A 16,176-nucleotide genomic window follows, 5' to 3' on the forward strand; every position below is an offset into this window, starting at 1 on the left:
GACCTTTTTTATTGCCTGATTGTTAGACAAAATATGTGACTTGTCCTGTATTGATATAAAAAAAATGATAAAAACTCAAACTTGACATTGTGTATTGTCAGATTTATGCTTTAATAAAAATGTACTCATGAAAAGGTTATAAAAAGAACATGGATAAACAAATTGATATTCTCATTGTTGGTGCAGGTATTTCTGGTATTGGTGTTGCAACACATCTTGTGCGTAATTCACCAAACCGCTCTTTTACGATTATTGAACGTCGTGAAAATGTTGGCGGAACATGGGATCTTTTTAACTACCCCGGTATTCGCTCAGATTCAGATATGTCGACATTCGGTTTTAATTTTAAACCTTGGCAGGAAGCGAAAGTTTTAGCAGATGGAACATCAATCAAGGGGTATGTTTCAGAAGTTGTTGATGAATATAAGTTGAAAGAAAAAATTCTCTTTAAGCATCGTGTGTTATCTGCAAATTATGATTCTTCAATCAAAAAATGGACTGTAGAAATTGAAGATGAGAATCAAAAAATTCAAACGTGGCAAGCAAATTTTTTGATTGGTTGTACTGGTTATTATAATCATGATCGTGGTTATCAGCCTGATTTTCCTGGAAAAGAGTCGTTTAAAGGTGAATTTGTTAATCCGCAATTTTGGCCTAAAAATCTAGATTATCAAGGTAAAAAAGTAGTGATTATTGGTAGTGGTGCCACAGCCATTACACTTGTACCTGCGCTTTCTAAAGGCGGAGCTAGTCATGTGACAATGCTACAGCGCTCTCCAACTTATATTGCTACGATTCCATCGGTAGATATGGTTTATGACAAGATGCGTAAGTTTTTGCCTGAAGATGTGGCATATAAACTGACGCGCGCACGAAATATCGGTATGCAACGTGGTATTTATGCATTGGCAGAGAAACAGCCTAAAATTTTGCGTAAATTATTATTGAAATCTATTGAATTGCAGCTAAAAGGTAAAGTGGATATGAAACACTTTACACCTAACTATAACCCATGGGAGCAGCGCCTTTGTGTTGTTCCAGATGGTGATTTATTTAAAACTTTGCGTTCAGGTAAAGCTTCTGTTGAAACAGACCATATTGAAAAAATTACTGAAACAGGCATTCAGCTTAAATCAGGTAAGCACTTAGATGCAGATATTATTGTATCTGCAACAGGTCTTGAAATTCAAATTTTAGGTGGTGTGAAAGGAAGTGTTGATGGGAAGCCATTGGATACCTCTAAACATATGTTATATCAGGGGGTGATGGTTAGTGATGTACCAAATATGGCGATGATTATTGGCTATATCAATGCATCTTGGACATTAAAGGTGGATATTGCGGGTCAATATATTAGCCGACTTCTTAATCATATGGAGAAGAATGGTTATGATGAAGTCATTGCAAAAGGTGATGCATCTGAAATGGAAGATGATACTGTGATGGGCAGTTTGACTTCAGGTTATGTTGCCCGTGCGATAGATGTGATGCCGAAACAAGGTAAACATGCGCCTTGGAAAGTGACTAATAATTATCTTGCTGATCGTAAAGAACTAAAAAATGCGAGCTTTAATGATGATGTTTTACAATTCAGTAAAAGAGAGCTTGATGCTGTAAAAAAGCCTAAATTAGTTTCTTGATGGATTGATGTTGTTCATTATGATAAAAGGAGCGTAAGCTCCTTTTTTTGATTCTTTGTATAAGTTTAAATGAGTTGATAAAAATAAGGAGCATATGCTCCTTATTTTTTTATGATTTTATTTTTATAATGAACGTGAAATAAGTTCTTTCATAATTTCATTGGTTCCTGCATAAATACGATTTGCACGGTTATCGATATACGCACGGGCAATTGGATATTCAAGCATGTAGCCATAGCCGCCATGTAATTGTAAACACTCATCGACGACTTTTGAGAATAATTCCGAAATTTTATATTTTGCAGCCGCAGCCGCATCAATTCCGAGTTTTTCTTCAAGTTGTAATTCCATACAACGGTCTAAATAAGCACGAGAGAAGTCAATTTCGGTACGCATTTCAGCAAGTTTAAAACGTGTATTTTGGAATGCACTAATTGGCTTACCAAAGGCTTTACGATCTTTTGTATATTGAACAGTATGAGAAAAAGCAGCTTCTGAACCTGCTTGGCAGATAATAGCAACGAGCATACGTTCCCAAGCCAATTCTTTCATGAGCATCATAAAGCCCATGCCTTCCATACCGAGTAAATTTTCCTTTGGTACACGAACATCTTCAAAAAATAACTCACAAGTGTCCTGACCTTTCATGCCTATTTTATTAAGCGGTTTACCTTTGCTAAAACCTACACGATCAGCTTCAACAATAATTAGTGATAAGTTTGATGAACCTTTGTCAGTACGGCCTGTTTTACAGACGACAATCGCCATGTCGCATAAATAGCCATTCGTAATAAAAATTTTAGAACCATTAATGACATATTCATCGCCATCTAGCACAGCAGTTGTTCGTACCGCTTGTAAATCTGAACCTGTTCCTGGTTCGGTCATTGCTATCGCTGTAACAGTTTCACCTGAAGCCATTTTAGGCAACCATTTTTTCTTTTGTTCTTCATTACCGAAATTGTTGACATAATTGGCAACAATGTCTGAGTGTAATGAAAAACCTGTCGAAGAATCCATAGCATAGGCTTGCTCTTCAATCAAAATCATACTGTAAAGACGGTCTACACCATAACCACCGTATTCTTCAGGCATTGTGGCACACAGAAGCCCCATTTCCCCAGCTTTGTTCCATAAATCACGATCTACATGTTGTTGTTGTTCGTACTTTTCAATATTTGGAACAACTTCTTTTTCATAAAATTTACGTACAGTTTCACGAAATGCTTCATGTTCGGCATTAAATAAATTACGTGGCAACATATTAGTTAAAGGACGAATTGCACCTGATTGCATTGTTATATTTTCCCTAGGAAGAATTATTGTTCAGTTAGAAAATACGAAAAATTGAATCAAGATACAATGTGATGAATCATCATTTACTTGATCGATTTGATAAATTTGGTCAGTCAAAAGAATTTATTACGGTGTGATGCAGGTAATCGGGTACACTAGAAGAGTAAACAGTTCAATTTGGGGGGAATATCATGTCTGAAGAAATTACACTTGAAGAACGTAAAGTGGTTTATCGTGCACGTCGTGGGCTCAAAGAAATTGATGTGTACTTCGACCCGTATGTAAAACAATATTATCTTCTTGCAGATGATGCTGAAAAAGCATTATTTAAAGAATTGGTTGATCAAGAAGATCCTGATTTACTTGATTGGTTTATGGAAGTTTCAGAACCATCTCGTCCAGAATTGCGCGCGTTGATCAATAAACTGAAGCACTACGTTCATGGCTGATGTACCGATTGTGGCATCGCATCATACCTTTCATCTGAAACGCAGTCGAATTGTGATTGTGTTTCAGTCTGTATTTTTTGCTTTAATGATGTTTGGATTATTTCAATTATTACATCCTATACTTTGTATTGTTGTGTTATTGGTCGGATGTGTAGTATGGGGTATTCACTTTCGTCAGCCTTATGTTGAGCATTTAGAACAGCTCGATCATGCTGAATGGTCATTCAAGATATCGAGTTCCACACAGATTCAGCGTAGCCAAGTGACAGGTATGTTTGATCATCAGTTTTATGTGATTTTGTATTTTTCTAATCAAAAATTAAAACCATTGATCATTTGGCAAGACCAACTGCCATTAATTTCGTGGAAAATGCTTAAAACCAGAGTGAATTTAAGTTAATTGTTTGACAGTTTTAAAAGTGATAATTATTAAAAAAATAATAAAAATCAGATAATTAAGTATTTTTTTTAAAGTTATTTTGAAATTGTCTAATCAAAAATGAATAAACGATGATGAAAATAAAATTGTCAGACAATTATGTGGCTGTTTTTTTTCAAATCGATGTAAATTAAATCTACCAACAGTAACCGAGGATTTCAAAATGAATGAAATTCACAACTATTGGTTTCTAGTCATCGCAATTGTTCTTGCGATTACCATAGGAAGATTAGGAACTATACTGAGGGAACAGATTGAGAAAGCTCACGATAATAAAGTGAGAATGCAAAAACTCAAAACTAACAAACTCTCCTGAGAGTTTATCGTTTAATAAGTAGCATGTGCTGAACCGTCGCAATGCTACTTTTTTTTGCCTGAAATTTGCATTAAACTAAAATTGGGTCAATTTCTAATACAATTATAAATGACACACTAGACAGAATTAAAATTAGAGTAATTACTCTTTAATAAAGAGCATGCATCTGATATTTTAATCAAAAAGGAATAAACAAAATTATATTGAGGACAGGAAGTATGTCTAAGGTCCATCGAATTGGTCAATTTGTTGCAACTGCTATCGTTGCCTCGTCTATTTTATCAGGTTGTTCTTATGTTGTTAAAACAGGTGCAAATGTCGCTCTAGGTTTTAGTGAAAAGCATATTGTTCCACCTATTTTAGCAGGTGGTGATACAGATATGGCTTGTAATACAGGCACCGCTTTAACACCTGCCGTGATGGCAACGAAAGATATGGGTGCAGATCCAACGCGGATGGCAGTATTACTGTACTCTGCAGCAGGATTGTGTGCTGAAAATAATGCCTTAAATGCAGAACTCCGTTATTTGCGTGCTTCGAAAGATGGCAAAGTGACTGAAGCTCAAGATGCGCGTATTGAACAGAAACGTTGGGCGGCATTGGCAGCAGAGCGTCAGTATACGGGGTATCAGTTATTTGCAGAGCGTTGGCAGGCAAAGTATAAGTATAAATTGGGAGATTCTTGCCCAACGATGCATAAGGATATAGATCAGACCGTTTATTTACTTGGTATGCTGAGTGGCTTACAAGCAATGACCAATGATATTAACTCAGGTGGTGCAGTAAATGTTCCAAAAGATATCGCTGCTATTGTTGAACGCGGGATGACGTGTTTGGATAATACCAAGTTCTGGGGTGCGCCAATGGCAACACGTGCTGTCATTTGGACGCTATTGCCAGGTGCTAGTGATGGTAAACCAGATCCATACGTGACATTGAAACAATCTATGGAAATAGGTGAGCAAAAAGGTGTCCGCTTAGCACACGCCCTAAATGCTGTAGCTGCGCAAGCGAGTGGTGATGATACAAAAATTCGTGATGCTTTACGCGCTTATGCAGCATCACGAGCAGAAGATAAGCCCGTTAATCCTGAGTTTCGCTTAGTTGATGGTATGGCAGGGCAAATGGTTCAAGGGATTGCTGATCGTTATTGGACTGAAAATACAGGTGTACGTGCAGCCGATGATGGTATGAGTAATTTCTGGGATGACCAAGCGACAACAGGTGATGATGAATTGTTTGGCGACTCTGTTAATAATGGCGAATCACCAGATACAGGTGGAGCAGAAGTGCCCGCTACAGTAACTGAAGAAACACAACCTTAAAATAAAGGGATTGAGTTTTAAAGTGAAGAATCAAGAAAGAGCTATAAAAAGGCTCTTTCTTGATTATGGGAGTATGAATGATGCATGAAACGGAATGGCTTAAAAAAACATTACTCATGTTGGCAGTTTGTGTCTCTATTTCTGCCTGTTTACAAATTTTTCAACAATATTTCATTTATTGGCGATTCAGTTTTTTTACTGAACCTTGGCGATGGTGGACAGGGCATTGGGTGCATGTTGGGTGGATTCACTTTTTATTGAATATGCTCGCTTTTATCTGTCTGCCTTTTATCTTTCCTATGATGAGAAAACGCTATTTAATTTTTCTGCTTTTGACATTAGCACCCTGTATTAGTTTTTGTTTTTACTTTATTTACCCTGATGTTCAAGCATATGCGGGTTTATCTGGTGTATTGCATGGTTTATATGTGGCATGTGCTTTGGCATGTTTACAATTGAAAAAAGAACGTAAATTTTCAATTTTAGTTTTGGTTTTGGTTTTGCTAAAAATAGTTTGGGAAAACAGTTTTGGCTCTTTACAGACGGCAACTTTAATTGGGAGTCCAGTTTTGGTGGAAGCACATTTAATGGGTGTAATAATTGGTGCAATCTGCACTGCGTTGATGTTATCTGTACAAACACTTTATCCACAAAAAATTAAAAATATAATGTTTGTAAAGTTAGAATAGTGATTCACATAATTTTTCCATAAAATTGCTCATAAAAATCATTGGATAAGAAAACTATATCTAAATGTAGTCTTAAGCTCAAATGTACCTTGTCTTAAAATCAGAATGAATCTATGTAGGAGCTACAATCGTTTGTTTTTCTTGCTTCTTTTGTAATTAAAGATATGTTAGTAAACAAGATGGAGCATTAAATTTCGTATAAAATGCTTATATTCTTGTGATGAACTTGAATGAGTTGGCATAAAGTATCCAAAAAAAATCCAACTATGTCATGTTATTGAACGATGAAATAATGCACATTGAATTGTGTAATATCAGGAATGGATATTAGGTAAAGGATTTTACCTGAGACCAAAAATAAAATATGAACTGTACAAGCAATTGTATGGTGGAAACATATAAAAACTGGAATAACAATGCAAGAACCTGTAAATAAAAGATCGGGATTAGGTCTACTCGGTTATCTATGGAATGAGTGGTTCTCAACTTTTTCCATACTTATCTTACTTCTTCTGACCCTGATTGTTGGGACGGGGGATATGATCCATGGTCAGATGCTTCGTATAGGTGAACGCCTATATGGAAATGAGCAAATAGGAATGCAATATTCCTTTTTGCGTGCGGAACCTATAAAACCAGAATGTGAACGCCATCCTAATATTGACTTGCTTGTACAACAGCAAATGAAGTCAAACTCAAATGATGAGTTTGCTGATATTTTTGGTACAACGTCAGAATCTGATGTACGTCAGTCAGTTGTGGCGGCTCAACAGCAATGTGAAGAAAAACACGCATTCTATGATAAATCGATTAAATACATGGAAGATCATTCATCTATCCGTGCTTATCGTAGTATGGAAACTGGATTCTTCTGGATCCTCAAATGGGGGACGGAAAACCGAGTTTTATTATTGATCTTGATGGTGGTGATTGCTGCAATCACAGCATCTTTGAAAATGCATCACATTGGTTTACGCCCAGCTCGTACTAAACTTGATTTTAAAGTTTATAACATTGCAATGATCGTGGGTAATGGCTTACTGAGTGCATCGGTGATTAGCCAATATCGTTCAGTCATCAATTCAGGCGTAGTTTCAACCTATGAAACCATTGGTGTGTATTGGTTATGGATGTTCCTCTTTGTCGTTCTGACCATTATCAGCATTTATAAGCTATTTCAAACACCTGAAAATGCTGAATCAGGCGGTAACTTTGGTTTGGCTTTACTGAGTATTCCTTTGTATGCATTCATGGCGATTGTGACGGGTATTGCGTTCACCTTCTTTATGGATTATTCGATGGGTCAAGGGATTTATCTTGGTCTACTGATTGAGTTCTCAGGAATTTTCTTAAACTTAGCACTGTTTATTTGGGCAGGGATGTTGTTGACACAAACTCGAGTCATGGATTTATTCCTTGCAGTGTTGCGACCATGGAATCTTGCACCAGAAACATTAACTTGGTTGATTTTGATTGGTGCGGCAATTCCAACAGCATATACGGGAGCCTCAGGAATCTTTGTTGTAGCTGCGGGTGCGATTATCTACCGTGAAGTATGGAACTCAGGCGCACGTCGTCAATATGCACTTGCTGTTTCTGCAATGTCAGGCTCGTTGGGTGTTGTTTTACGTCCATGTTTACTTGTGATTTTAATTTCAATGCTCGACAGTCGTCATGTCACTTCTGATGAGTTATTTGATCACGGTATTTATGTATTCTGGTTAACAGCATTTATTTTCCTTGGAGTTTCATTATTCCTTGCTGAAGATAAATTCCGTATTAATTCACCAAAAATTGCGGTGCCGGGCATGTTACGTGCATTTGTACCTGTGATTCCGTATATCGTAATTGTATTTGCTGTTGTTGGTTTCTATAAATTCGGTCTAGATACACAAATGGACGAATTCACTGCACCAGTGATTCTACCGATTATGCTTTTAGCCTTTATCTTGTTTGATAAGATTTTTGGTGCGAAATTACCTGTTCCTGAAAATCCAAAAAAAGCACTGGCACTTGAGCATGAGAAACACTCTCAGTACTTGCAAGAACATGGTGCGACTGCTGAAAGTAAGCGTAGTTTTAAAAATTCAGTTTGGTTTGCAACATCTGAAAGTGTTGGACATATCGGTGCATTGATTATGCTGATGGCATTATCTGCAAGTGTTGGTGGTCTGATTGAACGTAGTGAAATTGTGACAATGGTACCGACACATTTGGGTAGCATTCTCATTACACTCGGCTTCATGGCGTTGTTACTTGCTTTAATTGGTATGACAACAGATCCATTTGGTGCGGTGATTTTGGTTGCAGCAACCATTGCCCCTGTAGCCTTTGAAAATGGCATTCATCCGATTCACTTCTGGATGATTGTATTGGTTGCATTTGAATTTGGTTATGTAACGCCGCCTGTGGCACTGAACCATCTACTGACGAGGCTCTCGGTCGGTGATGCGGAAGTCGCCGCCGCGGACGCAGAAGCAAAGGAGAAATATACGAGCTTCTACTACCGTTATGAGCGTTGGATTCTACCAATTGTGGTCTTATTCTCAGCCTTGTTAATCGTCACCTATGTACCATACTTATTTAATATGTTTGATTGGTATAACGCCAAGTAATTGATAAGTTAGAAAGAACAAAAAGCACCTTTAGGTGCTTTTTGTTTGGGGTGAGATTGCTATACCTGAAATAGACAGGTGAATATTTAAATTCGATGAATGTGATTTCAATAAGCACTGAAAAATGAGATAAAAAAGTAAAATAGCCTGAAAAATAAAATGAGGTTTAGTCAGGTTTAAGAGATACGCCATGAAAAAAAGCATTCATAAAGAATGCTTTTTATAGAATTATATGTCATTAAAATTTAGATATTTGATTAAAATATTAAGAATTTTGTTGAGCAGATAATTGCTGTTCCAATAACTTAATCTGTTCTTCTTTAAGCTTAATGAGTTGGTCTGCATCGGCATGTTGTGATTTCAGTATTTTGGCCTGTTCATCCAATTGTTTCTGAATATCGTCTAAACGAGCGACTTCTTCTTTGGCAAGGCTTTCATTTTGCGGAACTTCATCTTTTAGAATACTTTCATTCACTAATGCTTGATTTGACTCTATTGCTGGTGTAGACGCAACAGTTTCCTCTAAAGGCTGTGCAACCTGTGGTGTTTTTGCAGGCTGTGCTACAGGTATTGCTGATTGTTTTGTTTGCTCAGTTGTTGAGTTGGTATTATTCAACCAGAGAAATACGACTATAAGCAATAGAATGACCACCAATCCTGCGGCAATCATCCAGATCAGCTTCGAATTATTTCGTTGATCTAAATTCATTTTATTATGACGTCCAGTTTATTTTGCAGGACGAGGCTTAAATTGAATGACCCCAATTTCATCGGGTGTAGCAGGCTCAGTAGGTTCATCGACATGAGTCGGACGATTTTCTGAGTAGTCACACTCGATACATTCAATCCATTCAGCATCGTCTGTGGAGAGCATGACAATACGATCCATAGCTTCACAGCGAGGACATTTTGCACCCGCAATGAAACGACGTTTAATATTCATATACTCACCACAAATTAATTTATAACGATGCCTAGTTTAAGCGTTTTATTGGCTGTTCGTCCAACCTTGATGACGTAACAATGCATCTATTTTTGGTTCACGTCCACGGAAATTGATGAATGCATCAAGGGCTGTATCTTTTCCGCCAACTGCTAGAATATTTTTTCTAAACTCATTTCCTGTCTCAGTGTTAAATACGCCTTCTTTTTCAAAGCGATCAAAGGCATCACTCGCCAACACTTCCGCCCATTTGTATGAATAATAACCTGCGGCATAACCACCTGCAAAAATATGACTAAAGCTGTTTTGGAAGCGGTTGTAGTCGGTTGTTGGTAGTACCGCATATTTTTGACGAATATCATCCAAAGTCGCTTGGATCCCATCTGTACTCAATGCAGGTGTCAGTTTGTGAATGCTTAAGTCAAAAAGTGAAAATTCAATTTGACGTAAAGTTTGCATACCCGATTGGAAAAAACGTGCATCAAGTAATGCTTTGAGCAAATGTTTAGGTAAAGTTTCTTTCGTTTCGATATGTTCTGACAGTAGATCTAGGCTGTCTTTATCCCATGTCCAAAATTCCATAAATTGGCTAGGCAGTTCTACTGCATCCCAAGCTACGCCATGTGTACCTGCCACAGAAATATTATCTACTTCTGTGAGCATATGATGTAAGCCATGACCAAACTCATGGAATAAGGTATTTACTTCATCATGGGTGAGTAGGGCAGGTTGATCACCTACAGGTGGCGTGAAATTACCAACCATATAGCAAATCGGTTTTTGTAAACCGTCTTCTGTTTGCATACGAGAGCGGAAACCACTCATCCATGCGCCACCACGCTTACCACTACGTGCATACAAGTCAAAGTAAAAACCACCAATCACTGTGCCTTGATCTTCAAGTTCATAGTAATGCGCATCGCTATGCCAAAGTGGAGCTTTACGCTCAATGACATTGATTCCGTATAAACGATTCACAACATTAAATAAACCTTGAATCACTTTCGGTGCAGGGAAGTAAGGTTTTAAATCTTCTTGAGATAAGTTGAATTGTTGAACTTTAAGCTTTTCAGAATAATAAGTGCTGTCCCACGGTTTGAGCTCAGTTATTCCATCTGCTTGAGCAATCTCTTGTAATTCTGTAATTTCTTTCAGTGCAGGTGTACGTGCATGTCCTGCAAGATCGACAAGGAACTGATCAACCGTTTCAATATCAGGAGCCATTTTTGAAGCAAGTGAATATTCGGCATAATTGTCAAAACCAAGCAGTTTTGCCATTTCCTGACGGAGACTTAAAATTTCAACCATCACAGGGGCATTATCAAATTGCGTATCCTGCGCTAAGTCAGATGCTCGCGTGACATAGGCTTGATAAAGTTCCTCACGTAATGCACGATCATCCGCATAGGTCATGATTGCTAAATAAGATGGAATATCGAGCGTTGCAACTACTTGTTCAAGCTCACGTTGTTGACCATATTGTTTCAGCAATTCAATACTACTTTGCGGTAAACCTTTCAGTTGATCTTCACTCAACGGTTTAAAATAAGCCTGTGTTGAATCTAAAACATGGTTAGAAAAGTCAGATGACAGTTGTGACAAGCGTGCAGAAATTTCTGCATAACGCTGTTTTGCTTTACCTTCTAAAGCGACACCCGAAAGTTTAAAATCACGTAATGCGAGTTTTATCGCACTTTGTTGTGCAGCAGGAAGATCAGTAAATACAGCATGATCATGTACATGCTGATATGTTTGATAAAGTGGTACATGCTGCCCAAGTTGAGTGTAATACTCGCTCAGAGCAGGTAAAAGTGCTTGATACACTTCACGAGTTTCAGCATTATTCATCACGGCATTGAGATGTGAAAGCACACCCCAAGACTCACTCATATTATTTTCTAAAGCATCAATTTTTTCTAAAATATCGAGTTGTTGGCGAATACTTTCAGGAACTTCAGTTAGTTCTTTGAGAAATGTTTGCCCATTTTGAATGGCAGTTTCAATATTTTGTTTTAGTCGATCTAAAGTAATTTGATCAAATTGGGGTACAGGCAAAGTCGCCTTTTCTAATGTCATATCATCATGCCAAATAATCTTTTAAGTTATTTATAGATGTAGGGGCTTCACTGAGGGAAATCAAGCAAATTTGTCGAATAATTAACGGATTGTCTGATAAATCTGTTTGAGATTTTAAAGTGAAAGTTCCATTTCGATGAATGCTTGAGTTATATTCAAGGTTTAGAAATGGCGAATCAAAGTATTGCTTTGTCGCAACGAGAGCCGCAAGGTGTGGTTCGATTGAGTGCATCTGTGGACTTCTTTAGGCATTTCTCCGATCAAGCTATTGTTGAATTCATGCAGCAATACCCAAAAATTGAATTGTCGTTTTTACTTGATAATCGCAATTTGGAGTTAGTTGAAGAAAATATTGATATCGCCGTGCGGATTAGCAAATTTGAAGACTCGAGTTTGGTTGCTAAAAAAAGTTTCGGAAAATAAAGCAGGGTTGTTCGCACATTCATCTTTGTTTGAACATGATCCAAAGCCTGAAAAATTGGATGATCTAAGGCATATACCGTGAATATTGAAACCGTCTGATGCCAATGGTGGTGTTTGGATTTTACAGCATGATCAGCAACAGCAAAAATTCAGTATTCAGGTCAATCGGTGTTTTAATGTTAATTCTATTGTTGACCAATTACAGGCGGTAAAAGCAGGTTTATGCATTGTTTTGCTACCTTAATTATTGGCATTAGTTGAAGTACAGCAAGGAAATTTAATTCCTATTTTGGATGATTATTGGCAAGATTTAGGTGGGGTTTATATCGTTAAACCACATTAAAATTCTGTTCACCTGCGGTGCAGTTGGTGGTGGATTTGCTGAGTGAGACGTTGAATATTTCTTAATTAAATTAATGTATTTAAAATTGAATATGATCAATGGATTCAATGATTGTACCTAACGAACTCTTCTTGCACGTAATTTGTAAAATTATTTTTTTGTCTTGGTAATATTTAAATTCATCACGATTTATTTTAAAAATAGGTAAGCATGAATATTTGTTAGATAGACAATACGTCGTGTTACCTTTATATGTATTTTTTGTTGTGTATGCTTCTATCGTTTCAGTGGATTGAGCACCCAAAAAATTAGTATAAGTCATGGGTATAAGTTGTGAAAAATTGATCCAAAAAAGAGGGATAAAAAAAATTGGAAAGACGATGAAGCAATACAATGGTGGTCGTTTTTGGACATTGCTCCAAGTTCTCGGAATTACCCATTGTTGTTTTTTAATTAGAAAATAAAAATAAAGAATAATTCCAAAGTAGAGAATAAATGAAGCGATAAGTGCAAATATATTTACAGCTTTGGTTGAATAAAAATTAACAAATGAAATGCTATATACGGCGCTGATGCCTAAAATAAATATCATGAAAATGACATAATAATGATAATAATATTTCGAAATTAAGTTTTTCGTCATAGTGGTGTTTATTGTTCAATTTTAAATAATTATAAACAAAAAAAGAGCGCCGAAGCGCTCTTTTTTATATGATCAAAAGATTATTCATCTGATGCTTTTGCATTGGACTTTTTCTTTTTCGCTTTCGCCTTTTTCTTCACTTTATCTTTAGCCTTTGTTTCAGGCTTTGCTGAAGATTTTTTACTAGGCTTTTTATCGAAAGAGCTTCGTTTGGCCTTCTCCTTTTTCTTACGCACCGGTTTTTCTCCATCTTCACTGACCTGACGTTTAACATCAGTTTTTTCAGTGGATTTGGCCGGACGCTCAGAAAAGACTTGCTCAGTCGTTTGAGTTTTAGCAACACGCGGAGCACGACTACGAATCGCGCGACCTGCATGGGAAAGTTGCTGAATCAATTCAAAATCAATTTTACGATCATCTAAATTTACCGCAGCGACTTTAATTTTAACTTCATCACCTAAACCGAAAGATTGTCCTCGGTTTTGACCAACAAGATTTTGGCTTGCTTGATCGAAGACAAAGTAGTCATCGCCCAATTGACTGACGTGTATCATGCCATCAACATACAAATCTTTCAGTGTCACGAATAAACCAAATTCAGCCGTTGCACTAATAATGCCGACAAACTCTTCACCCAAGTGTTGTTTCATATAGTGGCATTTCAACCAAGATGTTACTGAGCGAGATGCTTCATCTGCACGACGTTCCGTAATTGAGAAATGCTCACCTGCTTCATCTAAAGCTGCACCTGAAAGTGGATATTGCTTCGTGGTTAAACTGGCTTTAATCGCACGATGCAATAGCAAGTCTGGGTAACGGCGAATTGGTGATGTGAAATGCGTGTACGCTTCATATGCCAAGCCATAGTGACCAAGGTTATTTGCTCCGTAATAGGCTTGCATCATAGAGCGCAATAACACGGCATGAATACTTGGTGCATCAATGCGGTCTTTAGTCGCCTCAATAACGGCTTGATAATCTGCCTGAGTTGGTTGGTCAGGAAATTTTAAGCCCAACAGTTTGACGAAATCTTTCACTTTTTGAATGCGCGAGAACTCAGGTGCTTCATGCACACGGTAGAGCATAGGTACTTCATTTTTCAAACAATATTCTGCTGCTGCTACATTGGCAAGCAACATACATTCTTCAATCAGTTTATGTGCAACATTACGTGTACGCGGTAAAATTTCTTTAATTCCACCGAGTTCATCAAAGGTCATGTACGTTTCAACGGTTTCGAATTCCATTGCATGACGTTCAGCACGTAAGCCTTTGAGTGTTTCATATAGTTGATACAGCGTATTTAATGATTTACGGACATCACGATCTTCTGTGAGCGCTTTGCTGTCACCATCTAAGTACTGTGCGACTTGTGTGTACGTCAAACGTGCTTTTGAATGCATTACAGAAGGGTAGAACTCAAATTTTGTAACTTTGCCAGCACGGCTTAAATTCAAGTCACAGACCATACATAAGCGGTCAACATCAGGATTTAGCGAACATAAGCCATTTGATAGCGCTTCAGGCAACATTGGTAATACATAGTGTGGGAAATACACTGACGTACCACGTTCTTGCGCTTCATCATCTAATGGTTTACCTGGACGAACATAGTGACTTACATCGGCAATCGCAACGACGACACGATAACCGCCACCCGGACGTTTTTCAGCATATACAGCATCATCGAAGTCACGAGCATCTTCACCATCAATGGTGACTAATGGTAAATCACGCAAGTCGATACGACCTTCACGGTCTTTTGCCGTTGGCTCTTTAAAGCTTTCAGCTTCTTTTACGACTTCTTCAGGGAATTCGTAGGGTAGACCATACTCTAAAATGGTTTGTGGAATAATAATTTCAGTATCGGCTTTATCTGCCATCGACTGAATAATATGACCTGTTGCAAACTCATCCCGTGTTGGGTAGTCGTCAATTTCTACACGTAGGTTGTCACCGACTTTTGCGCCTGCATGTTCAATTAATTCTTTTTCTAAGGTAATCGGTTGGTGCGCATTAGGATTTGCTGGTTGAATAAAATATTCACCTTCAAACTCTGCCACTTTACCAATCAGTTGTTTAACTCGACGTTGAGTCACTTCTGTAATGTAGCCCCAAGCTTTACCTTTACGGTCTACTGAAGTTTGTTGCACTTTAACGCGGTCGCCGTGAAAGACTTGGCGCATTTCACGTTCAGGCAGTAAAAATTCTTCTTTTTTACCATCAATGCTCGCAACACCAAGTCCTTTATTATTGACGTAAACTGTAGCATCGATAACGGGTTGATCTGCCATTGGTTGGTATTTGAAACCATCCTTCATGAGCTGACCATCACGTACCATAGCACTTAGACGATGACTCAGTGCATCAATACTTTTTTGATCGGCAATTTCAAAAATTTCCACGAAGTCAGCATGTGACAGTGGTTCCTTTTTTTGTTCGATGGTTTCCAAAATAAGCGTACGGCTTGGAATCGGATTGTCATACCGTTGCGCTTCAGCTTTGGCTTCAGGATCGACCCAGTTTTTCATCATGTATAAGGCTTGATAACAGAAGATAGGTTTAGCATAAGTCATCACGTTGCAGACTGCACGTAATTGATTGCAATAATGTGTTTTTAATTGCAGTTTTTATGTCATGCAAATTTTTTCTTAAATAAATACTTTACAAAACGTATGAAAAACACACATAAATAGTAAAATCGTTTAAAAAATGAATAGTTGAATCAAAAAAGAGGTTTTTTTTAATAAGAGTACTTGCCGAATCTTATTTTAATTTGTATTATGGCGCCTCGTTACGGTGAGATGGGTGAGTGGCTGAAACCACATCCCTGCTAAGGATGCATACGGGTAACTGTATCGAGGGTTCGAATCCCTCTCTCACCGCCAACGAATACTTACGATGCGCTCATAGCTCAGCTGGATAGAGCACTTGGCTACGAACTAAGGGGTCGGGAGTTCGAATCTCTCTGAGCGCACC

General features: G+C 37.7%; 13 protein-coding genes and 2 tRNA genes. 10 read left to right on the forward strand and 5 right to left on the reverse strand.

All coding sequences use genetic code 11. From position 1 onward, the window contains the following. Positions 1–149 precede the first annotated feature (149 nt). A complete protein-coding gene (locus tag ACK2M2_RS01315) occupies positions 150–1,640 on the forward strand; it encodes a flavin-containing monooxygenase (RefSeq protein ID WP_419345873.1) in 1,491 nt (496 codons plus the stop codon). Positions 1,641–1,763: 123 nt separating this feature from the next. Here the strand turns inward: ACK2M2_RS01315 and ACK2M2_RS01320 are convergent, their stop codons facing one another. Further along, on the reverse strand, positions 1,764–2,936 hold the full coding sequence (locus tag ACK2M2_RS01320; RefSeq protein ID WP_419345874.1) for an acyl-CoA dehydrogenase family protein: 1,173 nt from the start codon (positions 2,934–2,936) through the stop codon (positions 1,764–1,766). Between the two features lie 191 nt (positions 2,937–3,127). Between ACK2M2_RS01320 and ACK2M2_RS01325 the strand changes: the two genes are divergently transcribed. From ACK2M2_RS01325 to ACK2M2_RS01345, 5 genes are all read left to right on the forward strand, one after another. Further along, positions 3,128–3,385 (forward strand): succinate dehydrogenase assembly factor 2, encoded by a 258-nt coding sequence (locus ACK2M2_RS01325; RefSeq protein WP_409509999.1) that lies wholly within the window; start codon positions 3,128–3,130, stop codon positions 3,383–3,385. Then, on the forward strand, positions 3,378–3,785 hold the full coding sequence (locus ACK2M2_RS01330) for a hypothetical protein (RefSeq protein ID WP_419345875.1): 408 nt from the start codon (positions 3,378–3,380) through the stop codon (positions 3,783–3,785). The genes ACK2M2_RS01325 and ACK2M2_RS01330 overlap by 8 nt, the downstream gene beginning before the upstream one ends. A 573-nt stretch (positions 3,786–4,358) precedes the next feature. Further along, the gene (locus tag ACK2M2_RS01335; RefSeq protein WP_419345876.1) at positions 4,359–5,465 is read left to right on the forward strand and encodes a hypothetical protein; all 1,107 of its coding nucleotides are present in this window, start codon (positions 4,359–4,361) and stop codon (positions 5,463–5,465) included. An 80-nt stretch (positions 5,466–5,545) separates the two neighbouring features. Continuing rightward, positions 5,546–6,154: a rhombosortase gene (rrtA, locus tag ACK2M2_RS01340; RefSeq protein WP_409510018.1), complete on the forward strand. Its 609-nt coding sequence runs from the start codon at positions 5,546–5,548 to the stop codon at positions 6,152–6,154. A gap of 416 nt (positions 6,155–6,570) precedes the next feature. After that, positions 6,571–8,769 carry a TRAP transporter large permease subunit gene (locus ACK2M2_RS01345; RefSeq protein ID WP_409510002.1) on the forward strand — a complete coding sequence of 733 codons (2,199 nt, stop codon included), beginning with the start codon at positions 6,571–6,573 and terminating at the stop codon, positions 8,767–8,769. A 265-nt stretch (positions 8,770–9,034) separates the two neighbouring features. Here the strand turns inward: ACK2M2_RS01345 and ACK2M2_RS01350 are convergent, their stop codons facing one another. The 3 genes from ACK2M2_RS01350 to ACK2M2_RS01360 are packed head-to-tail and all read right to left on the reverse strand — an operon-like array spanning position 9,035 to position 11,803. Further along, a complete protein-coding gene (locus ACK2M2_RS01350) occupies positions 9,035–9,478 on the reverse strand; it encodes a hypothetical protein (RefSeq protein ID WP_419345877.1) in 444 nt (147 codons plus the stop codon). A gap of 18 nt (positions 9,479–9,496) precedes the next feature. After that, positions 9,497–9,706 carry a YheV family putative zinc ribbon protein gene (locus ACK2M2_RS01355; protein ID WP_409510019.1) on the reverse strand — a complete coding sequence of 70 codons (210 nt, stop codon included), beginning with the start codon at positions 9,704–9,706 and terminating at the stop codon, positions 9,497–9,499. Positions 9,707–9,757: 51 nt separating this feature from the next. Next, complete coding sequence (locus tag ACK2M2_RS01360) at positions 9,758–11,803, reverse strand: M3 family metallopeptidase (RefSeq protein WP_419345892.1); 2,046 nt, start codon at positions 11,801–11,803, stop codon at positions 9,758–9,760. Between the two features lie 129 nt (positions 11,804–11,932). Here ACK2M2_RS01360 and ACK2M2_RS01365 point away from each other — a divergent pair, with 129 nt between their 5' ends. Together ACK2M2_RS01365 and ACK2M2_RS01370 are read left to right on the forward strand one after the other, a co-directional pair. Continuing rightward, the gene (locus ACK2M2_RS01365; RefSeq protein ID WP_419345878.1) at positions 11,933–12,211 is read left to right on the forward strand and encodes a LysR substrate-binding domain-containing protein; all 279 of its coding nucleotides are present in this window, start codon (positions 11,933–11,935) and stop codon (positions 12,209–12,211) included. A gap of 85 nt (positions 12,212–12,296) precedes the next feature. Next, positions 12,297–12,455, forward strand: coding sequence for a hypothetical protein (locus ACK2M2_RS01370; protein WP_419345879.1), 159 nt, complete (start codon positions 12,297–12,299; stop codon positions 12,453–12,455). Positions 12,456–13,277: 822 nt separating this feature from the next. Here the strand turns inward: ACK2M2_RS01370 and rnr are convergent. Continuing rightward, complete coding sequence (rnr, locus tag ACK2M2_RS01375; protein WP_419345893.1) at positions 13,278–15,731, reverse strand: ribonuclease R; 2,454 nt, start codon at positions 15,729–15,731, stop codon at positions 13,278–13,280. A 264-nt stretch (positions 15,732–15,995) separates the two neighbouring features. On the opposite strand from rnr, the gene ACK2M2_RS01380 reads away from it, so the two are divergent. Next, positions 15,996–16,085 (forward strand) — tRNA-Ser (locus ACK2M2_RS01380). A gap of 15 nt (positions 16,086–16,100) precedes the next feature. Then, positions 16,101–16,174 (forward strand) — tRNA-Arg (locus tag ACK2M2_RS01385). Positions 16,175–16,176 lie beyond the last annotated feature (2 nt).

It is taken from the genome of Acinetobacter sp. TY1, from assembly GCF_048551395.1.
Taxonomy (GTDB): Bacteria; Pseudomonadota; Gammaproteobacteria; order Pseudomonadales; family Moraxellaceae; genus Acinetobacter.